The organism is Streptomyces sp. NBC_00513 (assembly GCF_041431415.1).
Lineage (GTDB): Bacteria > Actinomycetota > Actinomycetes > Streptomycetales > Streptomycetaceae > Streptomyces.
The window spans coordinates 4804735-4816283 of the sequence record NZ_CP107845.1 but is presented as its reverse complement, the minus strand read 5'-3'; the positions used below and the strand labels follow the sequence as shown (position 1 = coordinate 4816283).

15 protein-coding genes are annotated in these 11549 nt (G+C 70.0%); 11 read left to right on the top strand and 4 right to left on the bottom strand.

The features are described 5' to 3' along the window. Positions 1-33: 33 nt before the first annotated feature. Positions 34-678, bottom strand: coding sequence for a leucine efflux protein LeuE (leuE, locus tag OHA84_RS22375; protein ID WP_053682845.1), 645 nt, complete (start codon positions 676-678; stop codon positions 34-36). A gap of 281 nt (positions 679-959) precedes the next feature. Further along, a complete protein-coding gene (locus OHA84_RS22370) occupies positions 960-1226 on the bottom strand; it encodes a hypothetical protein (RefSeq protein WP_323178896.1) in 267 nt (88 codons plus the stop codon). Between OHA84_RS22370 and OHA84_RS22365 the strand changes: the two genes are divergently transcribed. Further along, the gene (locus OHA84_RS22365) at positions 1225-1845 is read left to right on the top strand and encodes a L,D-transpeptidase family protein (protein ID WP_053682841.1); all 621 of its coding nucleotides are present in this window, start codon (positions 1225-1227) and stop codon (positions 1843-1845) included. The two genes, OHA84_RS22370 and OHA84_RS22365, sit on opposite strands and share 2 nt — an antisense overlap. Positions 1846-2045: 200 nt before the next feature. On the opposite strand, the gene OHA84_RS22360 is transcribed toward OHA84_RS22365, so the two are convergent. Together OHA84_RS22360 and OHA84_RS22355 are read right to left on the bottom strand one after the other, a co-directional pair. Beyond that, complete coding sequence (locus OHA84_RS22360; protein ID WP_053682839.1) at positions 2046-3065, bottom strand: hypothetical protein; 1020 nt, start codon at positions 3063-3065, stop codon at positions 2046-2048. Then, positions 3065-3820 carry an RNA polymerase sigma factor gene (locus OHA84_RS22355; RefSeq protein WP_053682837.1) on the bottom strand — a complete coding sequence of 252 codons (756 nt, stop codon included), beginning with the start codon at positions 3818-3820 and terminating at the stop codon, positions 3065-3067. Before OHA84_RS22355 ends, OHA84_RS22360 begins: the two co-directional genes overlap by 1 nt. Between OHA84_RS22355 and OHA84_RS22350 the strand changes: the two genes are divergently transcribed. From OHA84_RS22350 to OHA84_RS22305, 10 genes are all read left to right on the top strand, one after another. Beyond that, positions 3724-4776: a 2-oxo-4-hydroxy-4-carboxy-5-ureidoimidazoline decarboxylase gene (locus tag OHA84_RS22350; RefSeq protein WP_323178895.1), complete on the top strand. Its 1053-nt coding sequence runs from the start codon at positions 3724-3726 to the stop codon at positions 4774-4776. The two genes, OHA84_RS22355 and OHA84_RS22350, sit on opposite strands and share 97 nt — an antisense overlap. 152 nt (positions 4777-4928) lie before the next feature. Then, positions 4929-5309: a succinate dehydrogenase, cytochrome b556 subunit gene (sdhC, locus tag OHA84_RS22345; RefSeq protein WP_078999536.1), complete on the top strand. Its 381-nt coding sequence runs from the start codon at positions 4929-4931 to the stop codon at positions 5307-5309. Positions 5310-5314: 5 nt separating this feature from the next. Further along, positions 5315-5806 carry a succinate dehydrogenase hydrophobic membrane anchor subunit gene (locus OHA84_RS22340; RefSeq protein ID WP_053682833.1) on the top strand — a complete coding sequence of 164 codons (492 nt, stop codon included), beginning with the start codon at positions 5315-5317 and terminating at the stop codon, positions 5804-5806. A 23-nt stretch (positions 5807-5829) separates the two neighbouring features. Continuing rightward, positions 5830-7584: a succinate dehydrogenase flavoprotein subunit gene (gene sdhA, locus OHA84_RS22335; RefSeq protein WP_053682830.1), complete on the top strand. Its 1755-nt coding sequence runs from the start codon at positions 5830-5832 to the stop codon at positions 7582-7584. After that, positions 7584-8351, top strand: a complete 768-nt coding sequence (locus tag OHA84_RS22330) for a succinate dehydrogenase iron-sulfur subunit (RefSeq protein ID WP_053682828.1) — start codon at positions 7584-7586, stop codon at positions 8349-8351. Before sdhA ends, OHA84_RS22330 begins: the two co-directional genes overlap by 1 nt. Positions 8352-8473: 122 nt before the next feature. After that, positions 8474-8989 (top strand): hypothetical protein, encoded by a 516-nt coding sequence (locus OHA84_RS22325; RefSeq protein WP_053682826.1) that lies wholly within the window; start codon positions 8474-8476, stop codon positions 8987-8989. 93 nt (positions 8990-9082) lie between these two features. Then, positions 9083-9844: an alpha/beta fold hydrolase gene (locus tag OHA84_RS22320; protein WP_053682825.1), complete on the top strand. Its 762-nt coding sequence runs from the start codon at positions 9083-9085 to the stop codon at positions 9842-9844. 103 nt (positions 9845-9947) lie between these two features. Then, positions 9948-10352 (top strand): hypothetical protein, encoded by a 405-nt coding sequence (locus tag OHA84_RS22315; RefSeq protein WP_053682823.1) that lies wholly within the window; start codon positions 9948-9950, stop codon positions 10350-10352. Between the two features lie 5 nt (positions 10353-10357). Beyond that, complete coding sequence (locus OHA84_RS22310; RefSeq protein ID WP_053682821.1) at positions 10358-10783, top strand: thiol-disulfide oxidoreductase DCC family protein; 426 nt, start codon at positions 10358-10360, stop codon at positions 10781-10783. Continuing rightward, a complete protein-coding gene (locus tag OHA84_RS22305) occupies positions 10765-11523 on the top strand; it encodes a TetR family transcriptional regulator (RefSeq protein ID WP_053682819.1) in 759 nt (252 codons plus the stop codon). The genes OHA84_RS22310 and OHA84_RS22305 overlap by 19 nt, the downstream gene beginning before the upstream one ends. The last annotated feature ends 26 nt before the right edge of the window (positions 11524-11549 follow it).

Here is an 11549-nt window from a genome sequence, read left to right as displayed (position 1 = left end):
CGGGGGGCCGGTCCGGCTCCCCCGCGCGGCCGGTCAGCCCGTGGCGAGTTTGGCGGCGAAGCCGAGGAAGAGGACGCCCGCGGCGGAGGTCGCGCCGGCGGACAGCCGCTTGCGGCGGCGGAAGGCCGCCGACAGTCGGGTGCCGGTGAAGATCAGGGTGGACAGGTACAGGAAGCTGGCGAGCTGTGACAGCGTGCCGAGGAGCAGGAAGGACAGGGCGGGGTAGGCGTACCCGGGGTCCACGAACTGCACGAAGAACGACAGCAGGAACAGGATGGCCTTGGGGTTGAACAGGCTGACCACCAGCGCCCGCCGGTAGGGCCGCTCGTCCGCCGCGGCGGGTTCGGCCAGCGCCTCCTCCTGGCGCAGCGCCCGGTCGCGCCACATCCCCCACGCGGCCCGCATCATGCCCACGGCGAGCCACGCCAGGTAGCCGGCCCCGAGCAGTTTCACCACCGTGAACACCACCGGGCTGGCCTGGAGCAGCGCGCCCGCGCCGGCGGCGGTGAGCACCATCAGGACGGTGTCCCCGGTGAACACGCCGCAGGCGGCCTTGTACCCCTCCCGGACTCCCTTGCGTGCCGCGACGGACAGCACGTACAGCGAGTTCGGTCCGGGGAGGAGGACGATCAGGACAAGGCCCGCGAGATACGTCGGCAGATCGGTGACACCCAGCATTCCGCGAGTGTCCCACGCCGGTCGGAACGTCCGACAGTCATTTCACCGCCGCCCGCCGGAGGGCCTCCCCGTCCGTCCGGTACGCGCCACGCGCCGCCGTCCTTCGTGGAACCGACCGGCCCGGGACTGATACAACCTTCCCCGGCCGATGCCCGGGTCGTCCGCGCCGTGACGGTCGCCGGTCACAATGGCGCAACATCCCGCGAGCGACCGCAACTCTCCTTGGCCCTGAGACATCACCTAGTTACACAACGCTGAAATCGGGGGACCACAATGCCACGTCAGAGAGTCATGATCCGCACGCTCGGGTTGGCCACCGCCGTCGTGCTCGCCGCGACCGCCTGTGGACCGCAGAAGTCGGAATCCAAGGGTTCCGCCTCCTCGGCTCCGTCGGCGTCCACGGCGGCGCCTTCCCCTTCCGCCTCGCCTTCCGGCTCGGACGACAAGCCCGGCGGCGCCTCACCGTCGGCGTCGCCCTCGTCCTCGTCCTCGGCGTCGGAGTCCCCGTCGGCCTCCGTCTCGCAGTCGCCCGCCGTCAAGCCGATCATGGCGAACGGGGACGAGAGCGAGCAGATCCGCGAGCTCCAGGCACGGCTCAAGCAGCTCAAGCTGATGTCGGTGGCGCCCACCGGCTTCTACGGTTCGAAGACGACCGCCGCGGTGAAGACCTTCCAGTCGGGTCACGGCCTGCCCGCGACCGGTTCGGTGGACGACGCGACCTGGAAGAGCGTCCAGGGGGTCAGCCGGAAGCCGACCGAGGCGGAGCTGCGTCCGCCGACCACCATCGAGGTCGACACGCCGGACCCGCGGTGCATGCAGGGCCGGGTGATGTGCATCAGCAAGGAGAGCCGGACCCTCGCCTGGATGATCGACGGCAAGATCGTCTCGTCGTTCGACGTGCGCTTCGGGTCGGAGAACACCCCGACCCGCGAGGGCGAGTTCAAGGTCGAGTGGAAGGCCAAGGACTGGACGTCGACGATCTACCACACGCCGATGCCGTACTCGATGTTCTTCAGTCAGGGCCAGGCGGTGCACTACTCGTCGGACTTCGCGGCCCGCGGGTACTCCGGCGCCTCGCACGGATGCGTGAACGTCCGGGACAAGGTGAAGCTGGCGGCGCTGTTCGACCAGGTGAAGGTGGGCGACAAGGTCGTCGTCTACTGGTGATCCGCGAGCGCGGCGGGGTCCGGAGGCGAGTGTCGGGGTCCGGAGGTAAAGGGCGCGGGCAGGGCCGGGGGAACGTGCCCCGCCCGCGCCGGTTGCGCAGAGCCCAGGGGTACGGGGGGAACCCCGGCTCATGCGCGGCCGATGACCAGTCGGCTCGATATGTACTGCGCCGGCGATTCGAAAAGTGTTACAGCGACGGTTCAGCTCTTCGTGCGGAAGCCGAGCGCGCCACCCGGGTTCAGGGTGGGCGACTGCGGAACGGTGCTCCCGTCGTTGCTTCCGGGACCGCTCTTGGTGCCTTCGGGGCCGTCCAGGAGGGCCTCGCAGAAACGCGCGATGTTGGCCCGGTTCTTGGCGAGACGGATCAGGTGGTCGCGCCGCTCGCCGACGATGTGCCCCATGCGGTACTCCTCGCACAGGTCCCTGGCCGCCCGCACCCTGCTCTCGCGCTCGCGGTCCTTGCCGCCGCCGGCGGGAGTGGAGTTGCCGAAGCCCTTCTCGTCGGGCCGCTCCTGCGCGGTGTCGTCCGTGCCGACGGGTCCGGAGCTCGTGGCGATGGGGCCCGCGGTCGGTCCCCCCACGGTCTCGGGCGTCATGCGGGACCCGCCGTCCGGGGTCGCCGAGACCCCCGGGGAGCCGGCGGTGGCCCCGCCGCCGTCCCGCATCGGGGTGGTGGGACGCGGCTGCGGGGCGGTGGGCGACGGGCCCACGAGGTCACCGGACGCCGTGGGGTCCGAGTCGACGCCGACCGAGACGCTGGGCAGCGGACCCGCTGCCTCGTGCGCGGGCCGGTCCAGCAGCCCGGTGCCCACGGTGGCCGCCAGCCCGCCGACGGCGACGCTCGCCAGGGCTGCCGCCAACCCCAGTCGCACGGGCGCGGCGCGTCGTCGCGGCGCGGGTACGCGGACGCGCACGGGCGGCGCGGGAACCAGGTCCACCAGGACGTCACGTTCGGCCGTCGGGTCGGCGTCGGCGCGCTCCGTCGGGCTCGTCCCGGGCCGGGCGACGCCGTGGGCCTTGCGGAACGCGGCCAGTGCGGCGGCCTCGCCGGGCAGTTCCCGCCCGGGGGCCATGGGTGGGGTCAGCGCGTCGAGCGCCGTGCGCAGTCGGGCCGCGGCGGCCCGGTCGCGCGGGTCGGCGTCGGGACCCAGCGGTGGTTCTCCGCGCAGCAGTCTGTCCGCCGCGGCTCTGTCCAGCCACCTGTCGCGCTCGTCGGCCATCACATGTCCTTCTGCGTCCGCCAACGTGAATGCGTCACACCGGTTTGTTCCACGAGGCCCCCGCCGCGGCCGCGCTGCGCCGGGACCGCGTCGAGATCTCGTACGCCTGAACCGCCCCTGGCCTGGCCTTCGGCATTATGACCGAAGTGGAGGGCGGTCCCCGCGTCCGGATCGGACAGCACGAGGGCGTCGGGATCGACGCCGGCCTCGGCGCCCAGCAGTTCGGCGAGCTTCTTCAGGCCCCGGTGCGCGGCGGTGCGCACCGCGCCCGGGCGCTTGCCGAGGGTCTCGGCGGCGCTCTTGGCGTCCAGGCCCACGACCACGCGCAGGACGACGGCCTCGGCCTGGTCCTGCGGGAGCTGGGCTATGAGCGCCATGGTGAGGCCGGTGGAGAGGGACTCCATGGCCGCGCCCGCCGTGTCGCAGTCCGCGGCGTGTCCGGTCAGTTCGCTCTCGTCGCCGCCGATGGCGGGACGCCGTCCGCGCATGCGGATGTGGTCGAGGGCCCGGTTGCGGGCGATGCGGGCGGCCCAGCCGCGGAAGCGGTCGGCGTCGCCGGTGAAGGAGGCGAGGTCGCGGGCGATCTGCAGCCAGGCCTCGGAGGTGACGTCTTCCGCGTCGCCGTCACCGACGAGCGTGCGTACGTATCCGAGCAGGCGTGGGTGCGCGGCGCGGTACACAGCACGGAACGCGTTCTCGTCGCCGTCCTGTGCCGCGAGCACCGCGGCGGTCAGCTCCGCGTCGTCCCCCAGCAAAGTCCCCAACCCGTTCACTGTCCTGTACGTGTGGCGCAAATCCGCACGTTACGGCTTTCAAGTACCTCTCGTCCACGAGTTCTACAGCCGGCGACCAAGCCTGTGCGGAGCGGGGTGTGACACAAAACGCATCCGAGGCGCTGACAGGGATACGGGCTTGTCGCACGAGTCCGTGTCGGACGGCGACCGGGGCCTCTCCTGTGGGGGGTGGCGGCCTCGGTCGCCTTCCCCTCTTCGGGCTGGTCATACACGCCAGACGTCATCCTTTCGGCTCACTTACGGGTGAAATCCCCGAATGGGTACGACACACCCTGCCCTGCGTCGCTAGCGTGGCGACACACCCACGCCGCGCCCCGAGGAGCCCCCCGCTGTCCAGCCACCTTCCGGCACAGGTTCGTGGCGGCTCCGACCCTTCCCGCGGATCCGGGCTGACGCGGTTCAACGCCCTCTCGCCCGACGCGGCCCACGCGGCCCTGTCGTTCTGCTGCGGCAGCCGACGCTGGGCACACCGGATGACCGCGCACCGACCGTATCCGGACATCGCGTCGCTGTTGGCGGCGGCCGACGAGGCCTCGTACGACCTCTCCCAGGCCGATCTGACGGAGGCCCTGGCCGGCGAGGCCTCGGCGGAACTCGGACACGGGGCCTCGTACGCCGCCCGGCTCGCCCTCGACGCGGCCCGGGCGGAGTACGAACGAACCTTCGGGCACGCCTTCGTGATCTGCCTGGACGGGCACCCCCCGGAGGAGCAGGCGGACCAGCTGCTGGCCGCGATCCGCCGCAGGATGGCTCACGAGGTGGACGAGGAACGCTCGATCTCCGCCGACGAGCTGCGCCGACTCTCCCAGGCCCGACTCGCCGGTCTGTTGGACCGACTGCCCGCCCTCTTGGACCGACTGACCTCGTCCGATGGGCTGTCTGCGGCTGATTTCGGGCTATTCGCCCCTGTGGGATAGTCCGTCCGTGCCTGTTTGATCACACCGATGGACCCGGCGCAAGGGAACCGACAAAGCGTCGCTACGATGTCCGGGGCCGGAGGACCGTACCCGGCCGGGCCCGACCGACAAAGAAGCCGGCTGGCCCCCGCCCCGCTTCCGGAGGGTTTTCCGTGCCGGCTGGAACGTTGTACCGCGGCCGGGAAGGAATGTGGTCCTGGGTGGCTCATCGAGTCACCGGCGTCCTCATCTTCTTCTTCCTGTTCGTACACGTCCTCGACACCGCTCTCGTCCGCGTCTCCCCCGAGGCGTACGACGATGTCGTGGCTACCTACAAGACTCCGATCGTCGCGCTGCTGGAGTACGGCCTCGTCGCCGCAATCCTGTTCCACGCGCTCAACGGTCTCCGCGTGATCGCCGTGGACTTCTGGGCCAAGGGCCCGCGCTACCAGAAGCAGATGCTCTGGTCCGTCGTGGTCATCTGGCTCGTCCTGATGGCCGGGGCCCTGTACCCCGTCCTGGGTCACGCCTACCTCGAACTGTTCGGGAAGTGACACGCATGTCTTCTGACACTTCTCCCAACATGACCAAGACGGCCATCGGCGACGTCGAGGGAGTCTCCCTCTACGACGTCGAGAACCCGGCGCCGTACATCGAGGCCCCGCGCAAGCGCACCGGCAGGACGCCGCGCTCGACCCGCGGCAACTTCGAGATGGTCGCGTGGCTCTTCATGCGCCTCTCGGGCATCGTCCTGGTCGTGCTCGTCATCGGCCACCTGCTCATCCAGCTGGTGCTGGACGGCGGCGTCTCCAAGATCGGCTTCGCCTTCGTGGCGGGCCGCTGGGCGTCCCCGTTCTGGCAGGTCTGGGACCTGCTGATGCTGTGGCTGGCCATGCTGCACGGCTCCAACGGCCTGCGCACGGTCATCAACGACTACGCGGAGCGCGCCAACACGCGGCTGTGGCTGAAGGGCCTGCTCTACACCGCCACGGTGTTCACCATTCTTCTGGGCACGCTGGTGATCTTCACCTTCGACCCGAACATCCGCTAGGCAACGGGGCTGAGGCGAAACCAATGAAGATCCACAAGTACGACACCGTCATCGTCGGCGCAGGTGGTGCGGGCATGCGCGCCGCCATCGAGTCGACGAAGCGCAGCCGCACGGCCGTGCTGACGAAGCTTTACCCCACCCGCTCCCACACGGGCGCCGCGCAGGGCGGCATGGCCGCCGCGCTGGCCAACGTGGAGGACGACAACTGGGAGTGGCACACCTTCGACACGGTCAAGGGCGGTGACTACCTGGTCGACCAGGACGCCGCCGAGATCCTGGCGAAGGAGGCCATCGACGCGGTCCTCGACCTGGAGAAGATGGGCCTGCCGTTCAACCGCACCCCGGACGGCACCATCGACCAGCGTCGCTTCGGCGGCCACTCGCGCAACCACGGCGAGGCGCCGGTCCGCCGGTCCTGCTACGCCGCGGACCGCACCGGTCACATGATCCTCCAGACGCTCTACCAGAACTGCGTCAAGGAGGGCGTGGAGTTCTTCAACGAGTTCTACGTCCTGGACCAGCTCCTGGTCGAGGAGGACGGCGTCAAGAAGTCGGCCGGCGTGGTCGCGTACGAGCTCGCCACCGGCGAGATCCACGTGTTCCAGGCGAAGTCCGTCATCTACGCCTCCGGCGGCACCGGCAAGTTCTTCAAGGTGACCTCCAACGCGCACACCCTCACGGGTGACGGCCAGGCGGCCTGCTACCGCCGGGGCCTTCCGCTGGAGGACATGGAGTTCTTCCAGTTCCACCCGACGGGCATCTGGCGCATGGGCATCCTGCTGACGGAGGGCGCCCGCGGTGAGGGCGGCATCCTCCGCAACAAGGACGGCGAGCGCTTCATGGAGAAGTACGCGCCGGTCATGAAGGACCTCGCGTCCCGTGACGTCGTCTCGCGCTCCATCTACACGGAGATCCGCGAGGGCCGCGGTTGCGGTCCCGCCGGGGACCACGTGTACCTGGACCTCACGCACCTCCCGCCGGAGCAGCTCGACGCGAAGCTCCCGGACATCACGGAGTTCGCGCGCACCTACCTGGGCATCGAGCCGTACACGGACCCGATCCCGATCCAGCCCACCGCGCACTACGCCATGGGCGGCATCCCGACCAACGTCGAGGGTGAGGTGCTGGCCGACAACACCACCGTCGTGCCGGGCCTGTACGCGGCCGGCGAGGTCGCCTGCGTCTCCGTGCACGGCGCGAACCGTCTGGGCACCAACTCGCTGCTGGACATCAACGTGTTCGGCAAGCGCTCGGGCATCGCGGCCGCCGCGTACGCCCACGCGCACGACTACGTCGAGCTGCCGGAGAACCCGGCGCAGCAGGTCGTCGAGCTGGTCGAGCACCTGCGCAACTCCACGGGCCACGAGCGGGTCGCCGAGCTGCGTCTGGAGCTCCAGGAGACGATGGACGCCTGCGTGATGGTGTTCCGCACGGAACAGACCATCAAGACCGCGGTCGACAAGATCGCCGAGCTGCGCGAGCGCTACAAGAACGTGTCCGTGCAGGACAAGGGCAAGCGCTTCAACACGGACCTGCTGGAGGCCATCGAGCTGGGCAACCTGCTCGACCTGGCCGAGGTCATGGCCGTGTCCGCGCTCGCGCGCAAGGAGTCCCGCGGCGGTCACTACCGCGAGGACTACCCGAACCGCGACGACGTCAACTTCATGCGCCACACCATGGCGTACCGCGAGGTCGACGACAACGGCACGGACTCGATCCGTCTCGACTACAAGCCCGTCGTCGTCACCCGCTACCAGCCGATGGAGCGTAAGTACTGATGGCCACCCCCACCCTGTCCAAGACGGACGAGATGGAGGCGGCGGCCGCCGCCTCGCCGTTCATCACGGTCACCTTCCGGATCCGCCGCTTCAACCCCGAGATCTCGGACGAGTCTCAGTGGCAGGACTTCCAGATCGAGATCGACCCGAAGGAGCGCGTGCTCGACGGTCTCCACAAGATCAAGTGGGACCTCGACGGCACGCTGACCTTCCGTCGCTCGTGCGCGCACGGCATCTGCGGCTCCGACGCGATGCGGATCAACGGCAAGAACAGGCTCGCCTGCAAGACGCTGATCAAGGACATCAACCCGGAGAAGCCCATCACGGTCGAGGCCATCAAGGGCCTCACGGTGATGAAGGACCTCATCGTCGACATGGAGCCCTTCTTCCAGGCGTACCGGGACGTCATGCCGTTCCTGGTCACCAAGGGCAACGAGCCGACGCGCGAGCGCCTGCAGTCCGCCGAGGACCGCGAGCGTTTCGACGACACCACCAAGTGCATCCTGTGCGCCGCGTGCACGTCCTCGTGCCCGGTGTTCTGGAACGACGGCCAGTACTTCGGCCCGGCGGCGATCGTCAACGCGCACCGCTTCATCTTCGACTCGCGCGACGAGGCCGGTGAGCAGCGGCTGGAGATCCTGAACGACAAGGACGGCGTGTGGCGTTGCCGCACGACGTTCAACTGCACCGACGCGTGCCCGCGTGGCATCGAGGTCACGAAGGCGATCCAGGAAGTCAAGCGTGCCCTGATCACGCGCCGCTTCTGATCCGACGCCTGTCGCCGCGGGCCCGCACCTTCCTTTACGGGGGTGCGGGCCCGCTGCGTTTCCCGGACCGTTTCGCGACCGGGGGGCGCGGGCCGCCGACGTGCTGTGGAAGGATCGTGCGCATGAGCGAGCAGCAGCCGAACCCGTACTCCGGTGACCCGGGCGCCGAGGGCCCGCAGGACGACTACAGGTGGGGCCCCGGGAACCCCGGTTACGGCTACCCGCAGCCCTACTCGGCCTACCAGCCCACCCTCGGGGGCGGAATGCCCATGGGCGCCCCCGGCCACGGTCAGGGCGGGGGGACCCTCTCCCTCGGCGACATCACCGTCTCCGGCGACCAGATCATCACGCCGGCGGGCACGATGCCGCTCAGGGGCGCGGTGTGGAACGCCATGGACATGTCCCGCACCGAGGAGAAGATCCCGACGCACGCGATCGTGCTGGCGATCTGCTTCGCGTTGTTCTGCCTGGTCGGCCTGCTGTTCCTGCTGATGAAGGAGAAGGTGACCACGGGCTACGTCCAGGTCACCGTCACCAGTGGCGGCCGCCACCACTCCACGATGATCCCGGCGACGGACGCGTACACCTTCCAGTGGGTCATGGGCCAGCTCAACTACGCGCGCTCGCTCAGCATGTGACGCGACGCCCGGGGCCCCGCGCCCCGGGCCGACCGCCCTCCCGGCGCCCGATATCCGGTGGTGACGTGGCGGGCGGGGCGCGAGGATCGGTCCATGATCCTCGCTCATGATGTGGCCGGGCCCCAAGACGGGCCGGCCTTGGTGTTGTTGCACTCCTCCGTCTGTGACCGACGCATGTGGGACGGGCAGTGGGCCCCCCTGGTCGAGGCCGGGTTCCGGGTGGTCCGGCCTGACTTCCGCACCTGTGGCGAGTCCCCCGCCGCGACGGCCCCGTACAGCGACGACGGCGACGTGCTCGCCCTGTTGGACGCGCTCGGCATCCGGCGGGCCGCCTTCGTCGGCTCCTCGTACGGCGGCCGGGTCGCCCTGCGCCTCGCCGCGCACGCGCCCGAGCGGGTCCGCGCCCTGGCCCTGCTCTGTCCGGCCCGGCCGGCGCACCGGCGGGGAGCGGCCCTGACGGCCTTCAACGCCGCCGAGGCGGCCCTGTTGGAGGCCGGGGACCTGGCGGGCGCGGCCGAGCTGAACGCCCGCCAGTGGCTCGGACCGGACGCCGACGGGGCGGCGCACGCCCTGGTGCGGGAGATGCAACTGGCCATCTTCCGTGCCGGGCTGTCCGCCGACGGGGAACTCGAACTCCCCGAGCCGCCCGTCGATCTCGCCGGCATCGAGACCCCCGTCCTCGCCGTGGGCGGCGCCCACGACATCCCCGACTTCCGCGACTTCCCCGCCGAACTGCCGTCCCTGGTCCCGAACGCCGAGCACGTGGAGCTGCCCTGGGCGGGTCATCTGCCGTCGCTGGAGCGTCCCGAGGAGACGGCGGCGCTGCTGTTGGGGTGGGCGGCGCTCCGGTTCTGACGGAGGGCGGGCGCGGGCCCGGACGGAAGGCTTGAACCTGTTCAAAAATGGGTCTACAGTCGTGGACGTCAGCAGTTGAACACGTTCAAGGGGGCTGAGGGCAATGGACCTCACCGTGGTCGCGTACGTCATCTACCTGGTCATCAGCATCGGGCTCACCATCTGGGTCGCCCGCACGCTCACCCGCAACGGCCGGGTCTTCATCGCCGACGTCCTCCAGGGCAACGAGAAGCTCGCGGACGCCGTGAACCACCTCCTGGTGGTCGGCTTCTACCTCGTGAACATCGGTTTCGTGACGCTCTACCTCCGCTCGGCCGAGACCATCAGCGAGGCGCGCGGGCTCTTCGAGGCCCTGTCGGTGAAGCTCGGCGTGGTCCTGCTCGTCCTCGGCGTGATGCACCTGGGCAACGTGTGGGTCCTCAACAAGATGCGCCGCCGGGGCATCATGGAGCGTCAGCAGACCCCGCCCGTCGCCCCCCAGGGCTGGACCGCGCCCGCCCGGGCCTGATCCCGATGACCGACACGACCGCACCGACCAGGCACCTGACGGTGCTGTACGACGCCGGTTGTCCGCTTTGCGTCCACATCCGGCACTGGCTGCTGGGGCAGCGGTGGCTCACGCCCCTGTGGCTGGTCCCGGCCGGGTCCTACGAGGCCCGTCGCCTCTTCCCCGGTCTCGACCACGAGGAGACGCTCCGCCGGATCACCGTGATCGGCGACCGGGGCCAGGTGTGGACCGACACCGACGCCCTCATCGTGTGCCTGTGGGCCCTGGCGGAGCACCGGCCCAAGGCGAACTGGCTGGCCACCCCGGCCGGCCGGCCCTTCGCCCGGGCGGCGATGCACACCGCGTCCGCCTGGCGATCCGCGGTCCGTACCAACGGCGAAGCGGAGCCCGGGGATGCGGCCTGTGACGAACGATGCGCCGTACCCCGATAAGGTCGGACACCGTGACTGATCAGAAGGCTCCCAAGAGCGAGCAAACCCGCACGCTCATCCTCGAAACCGCGCTCCGGCTCTTCCAGGAGCGCGGCTTCGACAAGACGACCATGCGGGTCATCGCCAAGGAGGCAGGGGTCTCGGTCGGCAACGCGTACTACTACTTCGCCTCGAAGGAACACCTGGTCCAGGGGTTCTACGACCGGATCGGCGCCGCGCACCAGGCGGCGGTCCGGCCCATCCTGGACAACGAGAGCGACTTGCAGAAGCGGCTCGCGGGCGTACTGACGAGCTGGCTGGACATCGCCGCGCCGTACCACGAGTTCGCTTCGCAGTTCTTCAAGAACGCGGCCGACCCGGAGAGCCCCCTCAGCCCCTTCTCGCCCGAATCGGAACCGGCGCGCAAGGCCGCGATCGACATGCACCGCGAGGTGCTGGCGGGCGCGAAGACGAAGGTGCCGGACGAACTGGCCGACGTGCTGCCGGAGCTGATGTGGCTCTCGCAGATGGGGCTGGTCCTGTACTGGGTCTTCGACCGCTCGCCGGACAGCGAGAAGACCCGCCGGCTCGCCGAGCGCGGCGCGCAGTTGACGACGCGCGGCATCATCCTGGCGCGGTTCCGGGTGCTGCGGCCGCTGGTGCGGGAGGTGCACGAGCTGTTCGCGGACTTCCTGCCCGGCATGGCCCAGACGGCGGTGTCCCGCAAGCGCGCCTCGGACCCCGACCCCGGCAAGGGGTAGGGGTCCGACGCCGTTCGGGGGGTCGC